This is a genomic window from Polaribacter sp. L3A8, assembly GCF_009796785.1.
Classification (GTDB): domain Bacteria; phylum Bacteroidota; class Bacteroidia; order Flavobacteriales; family Flavobacteriaceae; genus Polaribacter.
The window spans coordinates 691,784-713,657 of the sequence record NZ_CP047026.1 but is presented as its reverse complement, the minus strand read 5'-3'; the positions used below and the strand labels follow the sequence as shown (position 1 = coordinate 713,657).

Below are 21,874 nucleotides of genomic sequence, written 5' to 3'. Positions count from 1 at the left end.
ACTAAAGTAAATTTAATACGTACAAATATAGAACTCCTAAAAAGATAGCAAAGCCAAAACTTAATAAAGTACCAATTAAAATATATTCTGTTAGTTTTCTGTCTTTAGATGAAGTTAAATCTCCAAATCTAAAAACCGATTTAGCAGCCAATAAAAAGCCAATAGCTTCCCAGTGGTTGGTAATTACAAACGTAAAAACAAATAAACGTTCTAAAATACCAATATAGCGTCCGGCTTTGGCAAGAGAATCATCATTTTCTTTTTTACTTTCAGGATTCCATTGTGTAATAATTATTTTGATGATAATAGCAGAAACAAAAATAACAAGCAATAAAAAAGTCAATAATAACAAACCTTTTTCTGTTATGATGTTTTCTGATGGCAATTGAAAATCAATATATAATGAAGTTGCCATTACCAATACAATAAGGTGCAAAACTTGATCAATAAAAAACCAAATTCGTTTTGTTTTCTTTTTCTGAAGATATAATTTTAGAACATCAATTAAATAATGAGAAACAACAATTAGTAGAAATCCCAACCAATATTCTTGTAAATTGAATAATAAAACAAGTAATAACAAAAGGGCATGAATACCAATATGATAATATAGTTTTACCGATTTTACTTTCTTTTCCTCCTTGTTTTTAACCCATTTTTCTGGTTGAAAAACAAAATCACCTAAAATATGTGCTAACAAAAATTTTAAAAATAAGAACATTTTATAATTGTGTTTTCTGATGGATTAATTTTCTAAAACGTTTTTCTAGTTTCATCACAGATTCAAAACCAGAACGCTTCTGTCTTTCGCTTACTCGCCCTTGGGTGATCCCTAAAATAGAAGCAATTTCTTTTTGAGTAATATTTTCTGACTCTAAAGACAGTTTAAAAACTTCTGCAGAATTTTTTGTCCAAGAATCCATCGTTAATAAAGCCAAATCAAAAGCAATATTTAATTCTTCATCAATTTCGTGCCAAGGGGTTTTTATGGCAATTGTTTGCTTTTTTAAATACGTATCAAAAGCATAGCCAGAATTTATAAAAGCTTCACCATTAGAAGCTGTAATTTCTGCCATATTAAATTCTTTTTCCCCAATACCAATACCGATTCTTACATCAATATCTTCTGTAGATTTTAGGTGAGATTTTAATTTTAAAGCCGCATAAAATGCATTTTCGCAATTTTCTATTTCCAATTGAAAGCTATCTCCTCTGTAAACCTGCCAATATTTAGGCGATTCGCCAAAAGTAGCTAACGTTTCTTTTAAGGTTTTTAACCAAAAATGATCGTCTTGTTTTCTAGAATCGATAATATCACCTGTTAAAATACTTGTCATTATTACTATAAATTTTAGCTAAGATATCATTTATTATGCTAAATTGCAATATTATCTGCCTTAGAGCAGATATTTTTAATTATCTGTCTTAGGGCAGATAATTGTATTTATCTGCTTATAGGCAGATAAAATAAGGTTTTTCATTTATAATTTGTTGATAAAAATGAAGCTTCTTCTTTTTTAGAAACGAATAGTTTGGTTAATTTCACGGTTTTAAATTCTTTCAAAATAAACTATTGAGCACATATTTAGATTCTTTAAACGAAGCACAAAAACAAGCTGTCTTACAAAAAGATGGTCCTATGATTATTATTGCGGGTGCAGGTTCTGGTAAAACACGTGTATTAACCTACAGAATAGCGCATTTAATGCAGCAAGGTGTAGATTCATTTAACATATTATCGCTAACATTTACCAACAAAGCAGCCAAAGAAATGAAGGCGAGAATTGCTGGAGTTGTTGGTAATAGTGAATCAAGAAACTTGTGGATGGGGACTTTTCACTCTGTTTTTGCAAGAATTTTACGTACCGAAGCAGATAAATTAGGTTTTCCAACCAATTTTACAATTTACGATTCGCAAGATTCTGTTCGTTTAATATCTGCAATTATTAAAGAGAAGAATTTAAATAGAGAACAATACAAGCCAAAACAGATTTTAGGGAGAATTTCTTCTTTTAAAAACAGTTTAATTACGGTTAAGGCGTATTTTAATAATGCAGATTTGCAAGAAGCAGATTTACATGCAAGTAGGCCAGAAGTTGGCCATATTTATAGAGCGTATGTAGATAGATGTTTTAAGGCAGGTGCAATGGATTTTGATGATTTATTATTAAGAACCAACGAGTTATTAGCACGTTTTCCAGAAACGTTGGCAAAATACCAAGATCGTTTTAGATATATTATGGTAGATGAGTATCAAGATACAAATCACTCTCAATATATCATTGTTAGAGCCTTGGCAGATAAATTTGGAAACATTTGTGTTGTTGGAGACGATTCTCAAAGTATTTATAGTTTTAGGGGGGCAAATATTCAGAATATATTAAATTTCCAGAAAGATTATCCGGATGTTAAAACCTTTAAACTAGAGCAAAATTATCGTTCTACAAGTAATATTGTAAACGCAGCAAACTCTGTAATCGAAAAAAATAAAACAAAATTAGACAAAGAAGTTTGGACGTCTAATGATCCTGGAGATGCCATAAATGTAATGCGCACAATTTCTGATGGAGAAGAAGGGCGTTTTGTAGCACAATCTATTTGGGAAAACCAAATGAATCATCAATTAACACCAGATGATTTTTGTGTTTTATATAGAACAAACTCGCAATCTAGAGCCATTGAAGATGCGTTACGTAAAAAAGGAATTGACTATAAAATTTATGGTGGAATTTCCTTTTATCAAAGAAAAGAAATTAAAGATATTTTATCTTATTTACGTATTTTAATCAACCCAAATGATGAAGAAGCGTTAAAGAGAATTATCAATTATCCTGCCCGTGGAATTGGCGCAACAACTATAGATAGGTTAACAATAGCTGCAAATCATTATAAAAAATCAATTTTTGATGTTATAAAATACATTGATAAAATCGATTTAAAAATAAATGCCGGAACTAAAAATAAGCTTCGTAATTTTATGGATATGATGCAAAGTTTGCAAATAGAATCGCAAACAAAAAATGCATTCGAAATTGCAGAAACGGTTGTAAAAAAGGCACAATTAATAAAAAATTTAGAAAAAGACGGAACGCCAGAAGCTGTTAGTAAAGTAGAAAATGTTCAAGAACTTTTAAACGGAATTAAAGATTTTATTACTGATAAAATAGAAGAAGGTGGAGACACTTCTTTAACTACTTTTTTAGAAGATGTGGCGTTGGCTACAGATTTTGATGCTAAAAAAGACGATGACAAACCCTCTGTTTCTTTAATGACCATTCACCAATCTAAAGGATTAGAGTATATGTATGTGTACATTGTTGGTTTAGAAGAAAATTTATTTCCTTCTGCAATGAGTATGAATACACGAAGTGAGTTAGAAGAGGAGCGTAGGTTGTTTTATGTGGCAATAACAAGAGCAGAAAAAGTAGCGTATTTAAGTTATGCGCAAACTCGTTATAGATGGGGTAAATTGGTAGATGCAGAACCAAGTAGGTTTTTAGAAGAAATAGATGATCAATATCTAAACTATATTACACCAAAAAGTACCAATCCAGCAATAAATAATTTTGTTGATAAAAGTATTTTTGATGACGCACCAAAAGGAATTCGTTTTCAAAAACCAATTCAGCGTAAAAAAATGGAACGTGATTTGGTAAAAAAGAAAGAAATTATAATTCCTAAAAACTTAAAAAAAGTATCTCAAGCAACCTCTCAAGCTAATTTATTTGATAGAAATATTGTTGTTGGTAACTTTGTAGAACACAATAGATTTGGTAGAGGAGAAGTAATTGCGCTAGAAGGAAATGGTCCAAATAAGAAAGCAGAAATTAAATTTGGTACTGTTGGTAAGAAGAAATTGTTGCTACAATTTGCTAAATTAAAAGTGATTGGTTAAAAACATTCCTAAAACTAAAAATAAATTGTTATTTTGCAACGTTAAATAACTACAAACTATAATTTGTCAGTTCTAGAGTTACGTTTTTATGCGTAATTTATGGAGAACACTTCTCAAAAATAAACAAATGACATTCGATTTAGAATATAATTCAGAAAGACCGTTAATGATAATACCAGAATACGGCAGACATATACAAAAATTAGTAGACCATTGCCTTGCTTTAGAAACTAAAGATGAACGCGATAAAATGGCGAGAGCTATTGTAGATGTTATGGGTAATTTGCAACCACATTTACGTGATGTTCCAGATTTTAAACACAAACTTTGGGATCAGTTATATATTATGGCAGATTTTAAATTAGATGTAGAATCTCCATACCCACAACCATCAAAAGAAGAATTACAAGAAAAACCAGAAGGGTTGCCTTATCCAAAATCGGCATCTAGATATCGTTACTACGGTAACAATATTCAAACCATGATAGATATTGCTTTAAGTTGGGAAGATGGTGATAAAAAAGAAGCTTTGGTTTTTACCATTGCAAACCACATGAAAAAGTGTTACTTAAATTGGAACAAAGATACTGTTGATGATGCTGTAATTTTTAAGCATTTATACGACTTATCTGATGGTAAGTTAGATTTAAGAAATAGTGAAGAAGAACTTTCTGAAAGTAAAAACCTTTTAAGAAAACCACGTACACAAGGGCAAGGTACAAGTACCTCTAAAACAACATACAAGAAACCACAGCATAATAATCAGAATAAAAATAGAAAAAGATACTAGTATATGGCATCATTTAAAATTGAAGGCGGTCATAAATTAAACGGAACCATTACTCCACAAGGCGCAAAAAATGAAGTTTTACAAATACTTTGTGCCGTTTTATTAACGCCAGAAAGAGTTGTAATAAACAATGTTCCGGATATTATTGATGTAAACAAATTAATTTTTATTCTTGGAGAATTAGGTGTAAAAGTAGAAAAACTAGGTAGCAATTCTTACGCTTTTCAAGCGGATGAAGTGAATTTAAAATACTTAGAATCTGCAGATTTTAAAAGAGACGGAAGTTCTTTACGTGGTTCAATTATGATTGTAGGTCCGCTTTTAGCTCGTTTTGGTAAAGGATATATTCCAAGACCAGGAGGAGACAAAATAGGACGTAGACGTTTAGATACGCATTTTGAAGGATTTATAAGATTAGGCGCAAAATTCCGTTATAATAAAGAAGAACATTTTTACGGAGTAGAAGCAGAAGAATTACATGGTGTAGAAATGTTATTAGATGAAGCTTCTGTAACCGGAACCGCTAATATTTTAATGGCAGCTGTTTTAGCAACAGGAACTACAAAAATTTACAATGCTGCTTGCGAACCTTATATTCAACAATTATGTAAAATGTTGAACTCTATGGGCGCAAAAATATCTGGAGTAGGCTCTAACTTATTAATTATAGAAGGAGTTGATGCACTTGGTGGTTGCGAGCACAGAGTTTTACCAGATATGATTGAAATTGGTTCTTGGATTGGTGTTGCAGTAATGACAAGGTCTGAATTAACCATAAAAGATGTTAGTTGGGAAAACTTAGGACAAATACCTAACGTATTTAGAAAATTAGGAATACAATTAGAAAGAAAAGGAGACGATATTTATATTCCTGCACAAGAATCTTATGAAATTCAGAATTTTATAGATGGTTCTGTTTTAACCGTTGCAGATGCACCTTGGCCTGGTTTTACTCCAGATTTGCTAAGTATTGTTTTAGTAATAGCAACACAAGCAAAAGGAACCGTTTTAATTCATCAAAAGATGTTTGAAAGCCGTTTGTTTTTTGTTGATAAATTGATTGATATGGGCGCAAAAGTAATTTTGTGTGATCCTCATAGAGCAACAGTAATTGGTATGAATTTTGAAAGCTCGTTAAAAGCAACCAAAATGACATCGCCAGATATTAGAGCAGGCATCTCTTTATTAATAGCTGCATTGTCTGCTAAAGGAACAAGTATTATAAATAACATAGAGCAAATAGATAGAGGTTACGAAAACATAGAAGCTCGTTTAAAATCTATTGGCGCAAAAATTGAAAGAATTGCTGAATAAGAAAAAGTTTTTTATTAATTTAAAAATACTTTTATATTATGATAAGAAGTTTGTGGAAAGAAGAATGGAAGGATGTTAAGTTTGACGAGAAAATTTCTGATGTAAAAAAATTTAAGATTTCCAACCACGGAAGAGTTCTTTATATGAAAGACGATAAAGAATTTTTAAGAAAAAAGAGTTTTATTAATGGTTACGAAACCATTTCTGTAAAACAACTAGTAAATAATAAGCATACAAGTAGGTATGTACATAAATTGGTTGCTCAACATTTTTTAGAAAAAGAAAATGAGGAGCAAGTTTTTGTCTTACATATCAATTATGATAAAACAGACAATACGCTAGGAAACTTAAAATGGGCAACAAAAAGGGAAAAAGAATTACATCAATTTAAAAACCCAGTATTTATTGAGTCTAAAAAAAACAAAAAAACCAATTATAAGCTTACAGAAGGAAAAGTGAAAATAATTAAAAAGCAATTAAAAAATAAAAGAACCAGAATTACCATGATTGCCAAACGGTTTGGAGTGTCAGACATGCAAATTCATAGAATTAAAACAGGTGAAAATTGGGGGCATGTTGAAATTTAAAGAAATAAAAAAAAGTGTCAGTTTGACACTTTTTTTTTGTTGGCAACGTTTTTGCTTTTTAGTAGTAGACATTTTAACGACTACAAAGATAATGGGTAAGAAAGATAATATCAAAGAAGAGGAAGTAATAAACGAACAAGAAACTGTTCAAGTAGAAGAAAATCAAGAAGTTGAAGCAGAAGTTGTAAAGGAAGAGCCTACAACAGAAGAATTACTTCAGGCTGAAAAAGATAAGTTTTTACGTTTGTTTGCTGAGTTCGAAAACTATAAAAAAAGAACATCTAGAGAAAGAATAGAATTATTTAAAACTGCTGGACAAGAATTAATGACATCTTTACTGCCAATTATTGATGATTTTGAGCGCGCGCTGACACATATTGAAGAAGATAAAGAAGCAGAAGAATTAAGAAAAGGCGTTTTATTAATTTATCAGAAATTCTACAATACATTAGAGTTAAAAGGACTTTCTAAAGTAGAAACAAATGCTGGTGATACTTTCGATGCCGAAATTCATGAAGCAATTACACAAATTCCTGCTCCATCAGAAGATTTAAAAGGTAAAGTAATTGATTGTGTAGAAAAAGGATACAAATTAGGAGATAAAATTATTCGTTATCCAAAAGTGGTAATCGGACAGTAGGTAATTACAATTAACAATGTACAATTACCACTGATCATTGATTACTGTTAATTGATAATTGAAACAAAATGGCAAAACAAGATTTTTACGAAATATTAGGTCTTTCAAAATCTGCAACGCAAGCAGAAATTAAGAAAGGGTATAGAAAAATGGCAATTAAATATCATCCAGATAAAAACCCTGATGATACAGCTGCTGAAGAAAATTTTAAAAAGGCTGCAGAAGCTTACGAAGTTTTAAGTGACGAAAACAAAAGAGCACGCTATGATCAATATGGTCATGCTGGTTTTGAAGGTCCTCAAGGTGGAGGCGGTGGTTTCGGCGGCGGCGGCATGAATATGGATGACATATTCAGTCAGTTTGGAGATATCTTTGGCGGCGGAGGCGGCGGTTTCGGTGGAGGCTTTGGTGGTTTTAACGGTGGTGGAGGCCAACGACAAGCTAGAGTTAAGGGAAGTAATATGCGAATTCGTGTAAAACTTACTTTAGAAGAAATAGCCAAAGGAGTAGAAAAGAAAGTAAAAGTTAGACGTAAAGTTCAGGCAGACGGAGTTACCTATAAAACATGTACTACATGTAATGGTTCTGGTCAGCAAATGCGTGTTACCAATACTATTTTAGGTAGAATGCAAACAGCAACTACTTGTAGTACTTGTTCTGGTGCAGGAGAAATTATAAATAGTAAACCCGCAGGTGCAGATGCACAAGGTTTAATTGTTAAAGAAGAAACCGTTTCTATCAATATTCCAGAAGGAGTTACAGAAGGAGTTCAATTAAAAGTAGGTGGTAAAGGTAATGAAGCACCTGGTAAGAACTCTATTCCAGGAGACTTATTGGTTTTAATAGAAGAAATACCACACGAAACTTTAAAGAGAGAAGGAACTAATATTCATTATGATTTATATGTTAACTTTTCTGAAGCAGTTTTAGGAACTAGCAAAGAAGTTGATACGGTTACAGGTAAGGTAAAAATTAAAATTGACGCAGGTACGCAATCTGGTAAAATTTTAAGATTAAAAGGAAAAGGTTTACCAAGTATAGAACGTTATGGTACAGGAGATTTCTTAATTCATATTAATGTTTGGACACCGCAAGAGTTAAACAAAGAACAAAAACAATTCTTTGATAAAATGTCTGACAGTGAGAACTTTAGACCGAGTCCTAATAAATCAGATAAATCGTTTTTCGAAAAAGTAAAAGACATGTTTTCATAAAATAATGTTAATTTTATAAAAAAAGAAATCATTTTTTTATAAAATAGTTTTTTGTATTAATATTTAATATATATTTGTAGTGTTGTTGAGAAATCAGCAACACTTTTTCTTTTTCATAGCAATTTTTCCCACTCATTTATGAGTGGGTTTTTTTATGATTAGAGAGTGATTTATAAAATAATATAGAAATTGCAGACTTATCTTATCGACTTGTGTATGCAAGTAGGAAAGTCCGGACACCAAAGAGTATCATAGCGGATAACATCCGTCCAGCGAGAGCTGAGGACCAGTGCAACAGAAAGAATGTACAGTTAGGCTGTAGTGAAACCAGGTAAACTCTATGAGGTGCAATGCCATGTAAATTAGAGCTTGAGAGCTACTCGCTCGATTCTAAAGGGTAGGCAGATTGATTCTAAGAGTAATTTTAGAACTAGATAAATGATAAGAGCCTTTTTAAGGTACAGGATTCGGCTTATTAGTCTGCATTTTCTATATATTTATATAATCTTTATAATTAATCAATAAAAACTTCATTTTGTTGATTAAAAATCAGTGTTTTACCAAATAACTTTTTTTTATTCATTAATTACTGCAATCTATTATTTATCTTTTAATTTAAAGATAAAAAATGTAAGTTTGTCACACTAAAATTTACAAACAACTTTTACAGTATCTCTATTGATATTAATATGATCAAAAAAGGTATCGTAACTAAAGATTTCTTTCATGAGTATTTATAAAGATTACCTTAAGCAGATAGAAGAACGAAAAGAACAAGGACTTCATCCGCAGCCAATTGATGGTGCAGAATTAACAAGTAAAGTTATTGAGCAAATTAAAGATTTAGATAATGAATATAGAGAAGATTCTCTTAACTTTTTTATCTATAATGTTTTACCTGGAACAACCGGTGCTGCTGGTGTGAAAGCTCAATTTTTAAAGGAGATTATTTTAGGAGAATCATTAGTAAAAGAAATTTCTACTTCTTTTGCTTTTGAGCAATTATCACACATGAAGGGCGGACCTTCTGTAGATGTGTTATTAGATTTAGCATTAGGTAATGATGTTTCTATCGCTAAAGAAGCAACAGAAGTACTAAAAACTCAAGTTTTCCTTTACGAGGCAGATATGGCTCGTTTAGAAAAAGCATATAAAGCAGGTAGTGATATCGCTAAAGAATTGTTAGAAAGTTATGCGAAGGCAGAATTTTTTACAAAATTACCTGAGATTGATGAAGAAATTAAGATTGTAACTTTTGTAGCAGGTATCGGAGATATTTCTACAGATTTATTATCTCCAGGAGGTGATGCACATTCACGTTCTGATAGAGAATTACATGGTCAATGTTTATTTGAGCATAACAAAGAACAACAAAACGAATTAAAAGCATTGCAAGCAAAGCATCCAGATAAAAGAGTGATGTTAATTGCAGATAAAGGCACAATGGGAGTTGGTTCTTCTAGAATGTCTGGTGTAAACAACGTTGCATTATGGACAGGTATTAAATCTAGCCCATATGTTCCATTTATTAATATTGCGCCAATTATTGCAGGTACAAACGGTATTTCACCAATTTTCTTAACAACAGTTGGTGTAACAGGTGGTATTGGTATCGATCTTAAAAACTGGGTAAAGGTTAAAGATGCAGACGGAAATACAGTTAGAGATGAAGCAGGAGATCCTGTTTTAGAAGAAGCATATTCTGTCGCAACAGGTACAGTTCTTACCGTAAATACAAAAGAGAAAAAATTATACAATGGTGATGTGGAATTAATGGACATTTCTGCTTCATTAACACCTCAAAAAGCTGAGTTTATTAAAGCTAGAGGATCTTACGCTGTTGTATTTGGTAAAAAATTACAAACATTTGCTTCAAAAGTTTTAGGTATTAATGTAGTGCCAGTTTATGCACCATCTAAAGAAATTTCTATTGAAGGGCAAGGGTTAACTGCTGTAGAAAAAATATTTAATAAAAATGCTGTTGGTACCACTCCTGGTAAAACGTTACACGCAGGTTCAGACGTTCGTGTAGAAGTTAACATTGTAGGTTCTCAAGATACTACAGGTTTAATGACTTCGCAAGAATTAGAAATGATGGCGGCAACAATAATTTCTCCAATTGTAGACGGTGCTTACCAATCTGGTTGTCATACAGCTTCTGTTTGGGATAATAAATCGAAAGCAAACATTCCTAGATTGATGAAATTTATGAATGACTTCGGATTAATTACAGCAAGAGATCCAGAGAACAAGTACAAACCAATGACAGATGTAATTCATAAAGTTTTAAATGATATTACAATTGATGATTGGGCAATTATTATCGGAGGAGATTCTCATACAAGAATGTCTAAAGGTGTTGCTTTTGGTGCCGATTCTGGTACTGTAGCATTAGCACTTGCAACAGGTGAAGCTTCAATGCCAATTCCAGAGTCTGTAAAAGTTACTTTTAAGGGTAACATGGCAGAATATATGGATTTCCGTGATGTTGTACATGCTACACAATCTCAAATGCTTACGCAGTTTGGTGGAGACAATGTTTTTCAAGGAAGAATCATTGAGGTTCATATTGGAACTTTAACTGCCGATCAAGCATTTACTTTTACAGATTGGACTGCAGAGATGAAAGCAAAAGCTTCTATCTGTATTTCTGAAGATGATACTTTAATAGAATCTTTAGAGATTGCAAAAGGTAGAATTCAGATTATGATTGATAAAGGAATGGACAATCACTTAAACGTTCTTCAAGGATTAATCGATATCGCTAACAATAGAATCAATGAAATTAAAACAGGTGTTAAACCAGCTTTAACGCCAGATGCAAATGCAAAATACTTTGCAGAAGTAGAAATCGATTTAGATTTAATCGAAGAGCCAATGATTGCAGATCCAGATGTAAACAATGCAGATGTTTCTAAAAGATATACACATGATATTATTAGACAATTGTCTTATTATGGAGGAACAAAACAAGTAGATTTAGGTTTTGTAGGATCATGTATGGTGCACAAAGGTGATATGAAAATATTAGCTCAAATGCTTAAAAATGTAGAAGCTCAATATGGTAAAGTAGAATTTAAAGCACCTTTAGTAGTTGCGCCACCTACTTACAATATTGTAGATGAATTAAAAGCAGAAGGAGATTGGGATGTTTTAGTAAAATATTCAGGTTTCGAATTCGATGACAACGCACCTAAAGCAGTTGCGCGTACAGGATACGAAAACATGTTATATTTAGAGCGTCCAGGTTGTAACCTTTGTATGGGTAACCAAGAAAAAGCAGCGCCAGGAGATACCGTTATGGCTACTTCAACACGTTTATTTCAAGGAAGAGTTGTAAAAGATTCTGGTGAGAAAAAAGGAGAATCTTTACTTTCATCAACACCAGTAGTTGTATTATCTACAATTTTAGGTAGAACACCTAATTTAGCAGAATACAAAGCTGCAGTAAAAGGAATTAACCTTACTCAGTTTACGCCTCCTCATAAATTATTAGTGAGAGCATAAATAATTAGTACATTATAATTTAAAAGCCTGAATCAATGATTCAGGCTTTTTTTGTGCTTTATATTTTAATTTGATAACTATTTATATGTATTCCTTTTTTAGGAGGTTACCACGTCAAAAAAAGACGTGGTCGGGCTTTTTATTACAATCTTTTTGTTCATACTTCACAAAAAGGATTTCCACTTCAATCCCTAACCCAAACTACTTTCCTTAATTTAACAATCACTATTTACAAACAACTATTTATAATCAAAATTTTCTATTTCACTATCAGTATTAAAACTTATCTAAGTAGAAAATCACTCGTAAAGCAATAAAATATTTTGTATCTTGTGATACTTAAATTATTAACAATTAAATTATATAGAATCTTATGGCATTTGATATTAATATGATTAAAAAAGTGTATTCAAACGTAGTAGAACGTGTTGATGCAGCTCGTAAACTTACAGGAAAACCTTTAACTTTATCAGAAAAAATTCTGTATTCGCATTTATGGGATAAAACAGCTGATAAAGCTTTTGTTAGAGGTAAAGACTATGTAGATTTTGCACCAGATAGAATTGCATTACAAGATGCAACTGCGCAAATGGCATTACTGCAATTTATGCAAGCTGGTAAAAACAAAGTAGCAGTTCCTACAACAACGCACTGCGATCATTTAATTCAAGCTAAAAACGGTGCAAGTATGGATTTACAGTCTGCACTTAATACTAGTAATGAGGTTTTTAACTTTTTAGAATCGGTATCTAATAAATACGGATTAGGTTTTTGGAAACCCGGAGCAGGAATTATTCACCAAGTAGTTTTAGAAAATTATGCATTTCCAGGAGGAATGATGATTGGTACAGATTCTCACACAGTAAATGCTGGTGGGTTAGGTATGGTTGCAATTGGTGTTGGTGGTGCAGATGCTGTAGACGTTATGGCGGGTATGGCTTGGGAGTTAAAGTTTCCTAAATTAATAGGTGTTAAGTTAACAGGTAAATTATCTGGTTGGACAGCACCAAAAGATGTTATTTTAAAAGTAGCTGGTATTGTTTCTGCAAAAGGAGGTACAGGAGCTATTGTAGAGTATTTTGGAGAAGGAGCAACTTCTATGTCTTGTACAGGTAAAGGTACAATTTGTAACATGGGAGCAGAAATAGGAGCTACAACTTCTACTTTTGGGTATGATAAATCTATGGAGCGTTATTTACGTGCTACAGATAGAAGTGATGTTGCAGACGCTGCAAATGAAGTAAAAGAATATTTAACAGGTGATGCAGAAGTTTACGCAAACCCAGAAGAATATTTTGATCAAGTTATAGAAATTGATTTATCTAAATTAGGCCCTTTATTAAACGGACCTTTTACACCAGATTTATCTACCGCAGTAGGTGCAGATATGACCAAAGCTGCTAATACTAATGATTGGCCTTTAAAAGTAGAATGGGGCTTAATTGGTTCTTGTACAAACTCTTCTTACGAAGATTTATCGAGAGCTTCTTCAATAGCACAACAAGCGCTGGATAAAGGTTTAAAAATGAAATCGGAATTAGGGATTAATCCTGGATCTGAAAAAGTAAGATATACAGCAGATAGAGATGGTATTATTAGCATCTTCGAAAAGTTAGATGCAAAGATCTTTACAAATGCTTGTGGACCATGTATTGGGCAATGGGCTCGTTATGAGGATCCAAAAAATGCGCCTAAAAACAGTATTGTTCACTCCTTTAACAGAAACTTTGCCAAGCGTGCAGATGGTAACCCAAATACACATGCTTTTGTTGCTTCACCAGAATTAACAGCTGCTATTGCAATTGCTGGTCGTTTAGATTTTAATCCGATTACAGATAAGTTAATCAACGAAAACGGAGAAGAAGTAATGTTAGACGAACCAACAGGATGGGAATTACCTCCAAAAGGTTTTGAAGTAAAAGATGATGGTTATTTAGCACCAGAAAAAGATGGAAGTCATGTAAAAATCGCTGTAAAAGACGATTCTGAAAGATTACAATTATTAGAACCTTTTACTCCTTTAGGTAATAACTTAACAGGCGTAAAATTATTAATAAAAGCTTTTGGTAAATGTACAACAGATCATATTTCTATGGCAGGACCATGGTTACGTTACAGAGGTCATTTAGATAATATTTCTAACAACTGTTTAATTGGAGCAGTAAATGCTTTTGGTAAGAAAACAAATTTTGTTAAAAATCAATTAACAGGAGATTTTGGAGGTGTACCAGATACGGCACGAGCTTATAAGGCTGCAGGTATAAAATCTATTGTTGTTGGAGATCATAATTATGGTGAAGGTTCTTCTAGAGAACATGCTGCAATGGAGCCTAGACATTTAGGTGTTGCCGCTGTTTTAGTAAAATCTTTTGCGCGTATTCATGAAACAAACTTAAAGAAACAAGGAATGTTAGGGTTAACATTTAATAATGAAGCAGATTACGATTTAATTCAAGAAGATGATACATTCAACTTTTTAGATTTAAATGAATTTGCAGCAGACAAACCTTTAACTATTGAAGTGGTGCATGCAGACGGTTCTAAAGATACAATCATTGTAAATCATACCTATAACCAAGGCCAGATAGCATGGTATAATGAAGGTTCTGCATTAAACTTAATTAAAAAAGAGAACGCAAAATAAAGCGTACAAACTATAATTTTAAAAAGCGTTAATTTTTCAATTAGCGCTTTTTACTTTTATTATTAGAGTCATGAATAAAAAAAAAGGCGTAGTTAAGAATATAGTTTTTGTTATAATAATTGGCTTGTTAATTATTCCGAAAACAAGACAACAAATTCAAATAGGTTTACAAACAGTTATTGCAAAATTAAGCCCAAGTATTAAAAAAGTAGAGGATGCAAAGTTAGTAAGTGGTTATCATTGGAATTTAAAAGATTTAGAAGGTAATAGCTATAATTTAAATGAAGCAAAAGGAAAAGTTATATTGGTAAATATGTGGGCTACTTGGTGTCCGCCTTGTATTGCAGAAATGCCGTCACTTCAAGCATTGTATAATGATTATGGAGATAAAATTGAATTTATTTTAGTATCAAATGAATCACAAGATGTGATTGCTTCTTTTTTAAAAAAGAAAAATTATAATTTTAAAGCTTATAGCCCCTTAACAGTGCCACCAACAACTTTTAAAGTAAAAAGTATTCCAAGAACTTTTTTATTAGATAAAGAAGGTCAAATTATTATAGATGAAACTGGTGCTGCAAATTGGAATAGTATAAAGGTTAGAGAAACTATAGATAAATTGCTAGAATAACATGGATTAACTTTTTGTTTAAACCAAACTAGTAAGCAGTAATTCTTAAAGTTATTTAAAAACTTCGTCAAATGTTTTTATAATGATATTATAACCTTAAATAAAAGTCCTAATTAAAATTATAGAGGTCAGTATTTAAATTCATATCTTTAAAGTCAATAAATAGAGTATTATTATGAATATATTTAAAGGACAAAATCTTCTAGAGTTTGCTGATCGGTTTAAAACGGATGAAGATTGCAAGAAATACTTGGCAGATATTAAATGGAAAGATGGATTTCAATGTGTTAAATGTGGTCATAAAAAGGCTCAAATAAGAAAAGATTTTTCACGTACATGTAATATTTGTTCTCATCAAGAATCATCTACCTCAAACACACTTTTTCACAAGGTAAAGTTTGGTGTTAGAAAAGCTTTTTTTATTGTTTTTGAAATGAGTACAAGTACTAAAAGCCTTTCTGCTAGTTATGTTGCAGTTCGTTTTAGCGTAACAGAAAATACAGCCCGTTTATTTATGCTCAAAATTATAGAAGCAATGGAAAGTAGTGGAAATAGTCCTATGACTGGTATTGTTCATGTAGATGAATTTGTTTTGGGTGGACGAGAAAAAGACAAAGTAGGAAGAAGTTATAATGCTAAGAAAAAGAAAGCTATAACTGCTGTTGAACTAACTCAAGATGGAAAAGTTAAAAGAATGTATGCCATGAGAATCGAAGATTTTTCAGCTAGTTATTTGCAATATATTTTTGTGAATCATATCAGTCGAGAAGCTAAAGTGATAACCGACAAATGGAGAGGTTACAGGCCTATTGCTAAAGTTTATAATATTACTCAAATAGAAAGTAATGGTGGTATGAATTTTAAAGCACTTCATACAATGATTCATCAAGTGAAATCTTGGATAAGAACAACGTATTCTTGGGTTAGTGACTTTAATCTAAATAGATATTTTAATGAATTTTGTTTTAGAATTAATCGATCACAAAGTAAAGCAACAATATTCAATAACTTAATAACTAAAATGGTTGAAAAGGAGAAAGTAGAACATCACAAAATTATATGTAACTAACTACTGACCTCTATAAAATTATATAAATAAAAAACTCTTCATAGTTTTTTTTGTTCCTTTTACTTATGAATACCGAAAAATTTAATCATTTTTTAAGCCAAATATCAAAAGATCCAATATCTGTAATTGATGCAAGTATTTCTTTAGACAATTATTACCCGATAGCTATTTCATCAAAAAATAAAGAGTTATTAAGTTTTGATATTTCTTCATCCACAGAATGGGAAACATATTTGAAATCTTTTCTCAAAAAAATTAACGCTGAAGTTGCATTTGGTGGTTATTTAGAAAAAAGAAATATCTACGACAGAAGTACTTATTTTAAGAATCAATCTAAAGAAAAACAGAGAAACATTCATTTAGGTATTGATTTATGGTGTGCTGAAAAAACAAAAGTATTAGCAGCTTTAGATGGAGAATTACATAGTTTTAAAAATAATGAGAATTATGGAGACTATGGCCCAACGATTATTTTAAAACATCAAATAGAAAAAGAGGTGTTTTATACTTTATATGGACATTTATCGTTAGCATCCATAGAAAACTTAAAAATAGGAGATACTGTTTTACAGGGAAATACCATTGGATATTTAGGTGGTTCTTCTGTAAATGGCGATTATGCACCACATTTACATTTTCAAATTATTAGAGATTTAGAAGATAATTTTGGAGATTATCCAGGAGTTTCATCCGAAGAAAATATAGCATTTTATCAAAAAAATTGTCCTAACCCCAATTTATTACTAAAATTAGTTATTTAAGTTCTGTGTTTTTGTAAGCTATTACTACATTTTTAGACTTATTAAAGAACCAAAACTAAATTAATTTTTTATGAATAACTTATGGTTTTTTGATAATGTAAACTTATTTAATCTACTTTGTCCACACAAATTTAAAGAATATAAAAAGTGTCATAATTTTGATGCTTATAAAAAAAGTGATTACATCTACTTTGAAGAAGACGCAGCAAGTAAGGTTTATTTAATAGAAAAAGGAAAAGTTAAAATTGGGTACTATAATGAAGATGGTACCGAAGTGGTAAAAGCAATTTTAACAAAAGGAGAATTGTTTGGAGAAAAAGCCATTTTAGGAGAAGAAACAAGAAATGAATTTGCCCAATCTGTAGATGCATCTACGTCAATTTGTCCAATAGGAGTAGACACTATGCACGATTTAATGCGTGATAACAAAACCTTTAGTTTAAAAATATATAAATTTTTAGGTTTTCGTTTTAAAAAATTAGAAAGAAGATTACAATTAATTTTATTTAAAGATTCTAAAACTAGGTTTTTAGAATTTATGAAAGAATTGTGCGAGGAGTATGGGCATGATTGTGAAAAAACAGGAGATAAAATAATAGAACACCCTTATACCCAAAAAGATATTGCATCCTTAATTGGTACCTCTAGGTCTAATTTAAATGTGTTAATGAATGAGTTAAAAGATGCAAATATTATTACATTTAATAGAAAAGAAATAAGATTACTTCAAAAAATTGCATAAGTGTTAGCTAGCTAACATTTCACTACGTAATAAGCGCATAACTTTGTCATCAACATTAACATAAATATTAATAAGATGAAAAAAATTTTAAATTTAGCAATCGCATTTGCAATCGCAACAACTTTTGTAGCTTGTAGTGATGATGACAACAACAACAACAATTTACCAACAACAGGAAGTTTAACAGTAGACTTTACAGGTTTAGAAGAATTAGGAGCTGATTTCGTTTACGAAGGATGGTTAATTGTAAATGGTAGCCCAGTAAGTACAGGTACTTTTACAAGTGTGTCTTTTCCGCAAACATATATTGTAGGAATTGATGACTTAGAAGCAGCAACAACATTTGTTTTATCTATTGAGCCAGCAGGAGAAACCGGAGCAGCAGCTTTAGCGCCAGCAGCAACTAAAGTTTTAGCAGGAGATTTTTCTGGAAATTCTGCAAATGTTACTTCTACAGGAATTGTAGGTGATTTTAGTAATTCTTGGGGTAAATATATTTTAGCAACGCCAACCGATGCAGATACTACGAATGAAGCAAGCGGAGTTTGGTTTTTAGATAATACGATTGAGCCAGCAGTTGCAGGTTTAAGTTTACCAACTTTACCTGAAGGATGGAAATATGAAGGATGGGTTGTTTTAAATGGAACACCAGTAAGTACAGGTACATTTACTGCAGTTGACGCAGCAGATGATAACGCAGCAAGTTCACCTTTTAAAGGGGCTGTAAATAACGGACCAGGTTATCCAGGAGAAGATTATGTTATAGGATCTGCAGCAGGTGTAGATTTTCCAACAGATTTAAAAGGTAAAACAGTAGTAATTTCTGTAGAGCCAAGTCCAGATAATAGTGCTGCACCATTTGCATTAAAACCTTTAGCGCATGTTGTACCAGCAGATGCAGAAAACCATACAGTAATTTCTATGGGAGCAGGACCATTAGCAGTTTTAACAGGAAGTGTAATTAGATAACAGAAAAGAATAATCTACTATTATGTTAATGGTTGATTTATTTGAAGGGCAATTATATGTATATAATTGCTCTTTTCTGTTTTTAATCGCAGGGCGATAGCCAAGGGTTTAATTCACATAGGCTTGCTTCGAAATGAAAAAACATGTTTCGTAAGCATACTTTGTATCTTTGGGGCGAGGTTGTTGATTAATTAAAGATTAATAAAAGGAAGTAATTATTGGTTTACTTCATTAATAGTATCAATAATAATAGCACAACCTTTTAAAATCTCTTCATCAGTAACAGTAAGTGGAGGCGTAATTCTCATTGCGCTCGTTTCAAAGAGTAGAAAGAATAGAATTAATCCGTTTTCTAAACATTTCAAAACTACTTTAGCGTTTAGTTCTGGAGTTTCTAAAATAGCAGCTAACATTAAACCTTTTCCTCTAATTTCTTTAATTGAAGGATGAATTAAATGTTTTCTAATAAGTGATTCTTTTCGTAAAGCTTCTTTAGTAAAGTTATTTTCAGTAATTTCTTTTACGGTTGCTACTGCAGCGGCAGAAATTACAGGATGACCAGCAAATGTAGAAATATGCCCCAATTTAGGATTGTCTTTTAATAAGCTCATCATTTCGAACGAAGAAATAAAAGCTCCAATTGGCATTCCACCTCCCAAACCTTTACCAGTAATAACAATATCTGGAACTACATTATAGTTTTCAAATCCCCAAAAAGTACCTGTTCTACCTATTCCTGTTTGTATTTCGTCTAAAATTAATAGAGCTCCAACTTCAATACAACGTTGTTTTACTTTGGATAAAAAACCATTTTGAGGTTCAATAAAACCAGCACCACCTTGTATGGTTTCTAATATTACAGCAGCAGTTTTAGTGGTAATTTTGGCAATATCATTTTCATTATTGAAACCAATAAATTTTGTACCCGGAATTAAAGGTCTAAAAGCTTGGTTCTGTTGTTCTACTCCAGAAACACTCATAGATCCCATGGTGTTACCATGATAAGAGTTCTTTGCAGCAATTATTTCTGCTCTATTGGTAACTCTTTTTGCTAATTTTAAAGCACCTTCTGTAGCTTCTGTTCCTGAATTTGTAATATAAACAGCATTTAAATTCTCTGGAGAATTTTGTGCTAATAATTTACAAAGTGTTACTTGTGGTTGCTGAATAAACTCGCCATAAACCATTACATGTGCATAAGAATCTAATTGATTTTTTATAGCTTCTGTAACTTTTGGATGGTTATGACCTAAACTATTTGCAGATACTCCGGCAACAAAGTCTAAATATTCTTTACCAGAAGTATCGTAAATATAACTTCCTTTTGCCTTAGAGATTTCAATAGCAAGTGGGTGAGGAGTTGTTTGTGCTTGGTATTTAAAAAAATCTGTTTTCAAGATTATTGTTTTTTAGGAAAACTATTAGGTTTTAGAGCTTTGGGCTTTAGCTCTGTAGTAAGCTTCTTTTTATTCTTAAGAATTACAGGTGCTTTTTTCTCTTTTTCATCCTCTTTTAGAGGGATTTTACTTGTATCGTCATGGATAAAAATATCTTCCATCTTTTTAGGTTGTTCATCTTCTCGCCAAATAAAGCCTTGTAGCTCTCTAACATCGTCTGGTAATTTTGATGGAGGATAGGTATTACCATCAGATTTTTTTAAATATTTTATCGTTTCAATTTGTCCTTTATCTAAAGTGAATTCTATATTACTAGATATTTCTTTAGTAATGGTTTCTAAAACTTGGGTTTCGGCATTTCTATTATAATAAACAGATTCGGCATTTCCTTTAACGAGCAGTAAGTGTAGCTTGTTTTCTTTAAATTTACCAAACATATTTCTACCTTTAATCTGGTCGTAATTTTTATCAGAAAGAGAGTCTTTAGAAACAATAAAAGAATTATTTAAAACCTTTAATGAGTCTAATTTTTCTGTTTCTACATTAGATAATAAATGTATGGTATCTCCGGTAATTTGATTTTTATCTGACCAAATTACAGGTTTTTTAAACATTTTGGTTAAACCTGTAGATTGGTTTGTATGAATAGAATCGCACTTTCCTTGTAAATCTGATTTAAAGATTTTAACATTATGATACGTTCTTACAATTCTTTTTTCTGGTTTACCTGTAACTAAAATAGTATCACCATGAATAAACATAGAGTCTTTGTCTATAATTGAAATGGCAACTGCTCGTTTTATAATATAAAGTGAGTCTTTTAACTCAAAAATTTCTGCATAGTTTCCTTTAGTGATAAAATTCTGAACCGTATCAATTACCTGAATATTATTGGTTGCAGAAGCAAAACCTTTATTTTTATCATAATACAAACTATCGCCTTCTACAGTTCTTTCTTTTAAAAAGAGTTTTGCATTTTTTACAAAGTGAGAGATATCTGTTTTGGTATTGTAAAATCCTTTTTCACAATAAATTCTATTGTCGTTTTGTGTATTTGTAATGGTTGTTGGCCCGTATAAATAGGTAAGTCCAGAGTTTGTATAATAATCTAAATGATCAGATTCTAAGTGGTGTTCTGGGTTTACCACGGTAACTCTTGTGGTTGCTGTAAACTTTTTATCTTCTAAATAAAAGTTTCCATTTTTACTTTTTAAGGTATTTGTTTCGTCTTTTATAGTTGCGTAACTTCTGTAATATAATTTTTGATTTAATCGATCAAAATGTAATGTATCTGTTGTTAAGGTCATTGTTGGGTCTTTTAAAACCACATTTCCCCAAGAAAGTGCTTGCTTAGAATTGGCATCGTAATCGGTGTAATTACTAGTTTGTGTAATGGTATCGCCTTGCTTAATTAACACATTTCCAATAGCTTTAAAGAAGTTTTTATCTTTATAGTATAATGCTTGTTGGCTTGTTAAAATAATACCATCATGTATCATTTTAACATTACCTATTAATAATGTTGCTCCTGGGTATTTTTCTTCATCAGCTTCTTGCTGTTCTGCGTAATATTGAATTTTTTTCTTTTCTTGAGAGAAAGAATTGAGCGAAGAAAAAATAATAAATAATAAAAGTATTCTTTTCAAATTGATGAATTTGACGCAAAAATAATGAAAAGAAAATGGCTACCTATTAAAGATAAGTGAAAATTAGT

At 31.4% G+C, this 21,874-nt stretch carries 17 protein-coding genes and 1 other RNA gene; 14 read left to right on the top strand and 4 right to left on the bottom strand.

All coding sequences use genetic code 11. The features are described from left to right. Nucleotide 1 precedes the first annotated feature (1 nt). Nucleotides 2-721 (bottom strand): DUF3307 domain-containing protein, encoded by a 720-nt coding sequence (locus GQR92_RS02575; RefSeq protein ID WP_158837655.1) that lies wholly within the window; start codon nt 719-721, stop codon nt 2-4. A 1-nt stretch (nt 722) separates the two neighbouring features. Beyond that, nucleotides 723-1,337, bottom strand: a complete 615-nt coding sequence (locus GQR92_RS02570; protein WP_158837654.1) for a SatD family protein — start codon at nt 1,335-1,337, stop codon at nt 723-725. A 236-nt stretch (nt 1,338-1,573) separates the two neighbouring features. On the opposite strand from GQR92_RS02570, the gene GQR92_RS02565 reads away from it, so the two are divergent. The 14 genes from GQR92_RS02565 to GQR92_RS02500 all read left to right on the top strand — a co-directional run bounded on the left by GQR92_RS02565 (nt 1,574) and on the right by GQR92_RS02500 (nt 18,763). Further along, nucleotides 1,574-3,895 carry an ATP-dependent helicase gene (locus GQR92_RS02565; protein ID WP_158837653.1) on the top strand — a complete coding sequence of 774 codons (2,322 nt, stop codon included), beginning with the start codon at nt 1,574-1,576 and terminating at the stop codon, nt 3,893-3,895. Nucleotides 3,896-4,022: 127 nt separating this feature from the next. After that, the gene (locus GQR92_RS02560) at nt 4,023-4,685 is read left to right on the top strand and encodes a DUF4290 domain-containing protein (RefSeq protein ID WP_158837652.1); all 663 of its coding nucleotides are present in this window, start codon (nt 4,023-4,025) and stop codon (nt 4,683-4,685) included. A gap of 3 nt (nt 4,686-4,688) precedes the next feature. Next, nucleotides 4,689-5,999, top strand: coding sequence for a UDP-N-acetylglucosamine 1-carboxyvinyltransferase (murA, locus tag GQR92_RS02555; RefSeq protein ID WP_158837651.1), 1,311 nt, complete (start codon nt 4,689-4,691; stop codon nt 5,997-5,999). Nucleotides 6,000-6,037: 38 nt separating this feature from the next. After that, nucleotides 6,038-6,586 (top strand): HNH endonuclease, encoded by a 549-nt coding sequence (locus GQR92_RS02550; protein WP_158837650.1) that lies wholly within the window; start codon nt 6,038-6,040, stop codon nt 6,584-6,586. A gap of 91 nt (nt 6,587-6,677) precedes the next feature. Beyond that, complete coding sequence (locus GQR92_RS02545) at nt 6,678-7,226, top strand: nucleotide exchange factor GrpE (RefSeq protein ID WP_158837649.1); 549 nt, start codon at nt 6,678-6,680, stop codon at nt 7,224-7,226. 68 nt (nt 7,227-7,294) lie between these two features. Then, nucleotides 7,295-8,440: a molecular chaperone DnaJ gene (gene dnaJ, locus GQR92_RS02540; RefSeq protein ID WP_158837648.1), complete on the top strand. Its 1,146-nt coding sequence runs from the start codon at nt 7,295-7,297 to the stop codon at nt 8,438-8,440. Between the two features lie 188 nt (nt 8,441-8,628). Further along, nucleotides 8,629-8,931, top strand: an RNA gene (rnpB, locus tag GQR92_RS02535) — RNase P RNA component class A. A 235-nt stretch (nt 8,932-9,166) separates the two neighbouring features. After that, nucleotides 9,167-11,947: a bifunctional aconitate hydratase 2/2-methylisocitrate dehydratase gene (locus GQR92_RS02530; RefSeq protein WP_158837647.1), complete on the top strand. Its 2,781-nt coding sequence runs from the start codon at nt 9,167-9,169 to the stop codon at nt 11,945-11,947. A 373-nt stretch (nt 11,948-12,320) separates the two neighbouring features. Next, nucleotides 12,321-14,591 carry an aconitate hydratase gene (locus GQR92_RS02525; RefSeq protein ID WP_158837646.1) on the top strand — a complete coding sequence of 757 codons (2,271 nt, stop codon included), beginning with the start codon at nt 12,321-12,323 and terminating at the stop codon, nt 14,589-14,591. A 70-nt stretch (nt 14,592-14,661) separates the two neighbouring features. After that, nucleotides 14,662-15,222 carry a TlpA family protein disulfide reductase gene (locus GQR92_RS02520; RefSeq protein WP_158837645.1) on the top strand — a complete coding sequence of 187 codons (561 nt, stop codon included), beginning with the start codon at nt 14,662-14,664 and terminating at the stop codon, nt 15,220-15,222. Between the two features lie 175 nt (nt 15,223-15,397). Further along, nucleotides 15,398-16,291 carry an IS1595 family transposase gene (locus GQR92_RS02515; RefSeq protein ID WP_158837644.1) on the top strand — a complete coding sequence of 298 codons (894 nt, stop codon included), beginning with the start codon at nt 15,398-15,400 and terminating at the stop codon, nt 16,289-16,291. Between the two features lie 65 nt (nt 16,292-16,356). Next, a complete protein-coding gene (locus GQR92_RS02510) occupies nt 16,357-17,052 on the top strand; it encodes a peptidoglycan DD-metalloendopeptidase family protein (protein WP_158837643.1) in 696 nt (231 codons plus the stop codon). A 70-nt stretch (nt 17,053-17,122) separates the two neighbouring features. Then, on the top strand, nt 17,123-17,794 hold the full coding sequence (locus GQR92_RS02505; protein WP_158837642.1) for a Crp/Fnr family transcriptional regulator: 672 nt from the start codon (nt 17,123-17,125) through the stop codon (nt 17,792-17,794). A gap of 75 nt (nt 17,795-17,869) precedes the next feature. Continuing rightward, nucleotides 17,870-18,763: an anti-sigma factor gene (locus GQR92_RS02500; RefSeq protein WP_158837641.1), complete on the top strand. Its 894-nt coding sequence runs from the start codon at nt 17,870-17,872 to the stop codon at nt 18,761-18,763. A gap of 215 nt (nt 18,764-18,978) precedes the next feature. Here GQR92_RS02500 and GQR92_RS02495 read toward each other — a convergent pair whose 3' ends face one another. Together GQR92_RS02495 and GQR92_RS02490 are read right to left on the bottom strand one after the other, a co-directional pair. Beyond that, nucleotides 18,979-20,160, bottom strand: coding sequence for an aspartate aminotransferase family protein (locus GQR92_RS02495; RefSeq protein ID WP_158837640.1), 1,182 nt, complete (start codon nt 20,158-20,160; stop codon nt 18,979-18,981). Nucleotides 20,161-20,162: 2 nt separating this feature from the next. Continuing rightward, on the bottom strand, nt 20,163-21,806 hold the full coding sequence (locus GQR92_RS02490) for an OstA-like protein (protein WP_233269964.1): 1,644 nt from the start codon (nt 21,804-21,806) through the stop codon (nt 20,163-20,165). Between the last annotated feature and the right edge of the window lie 68 nt (nt 21,807-21,874).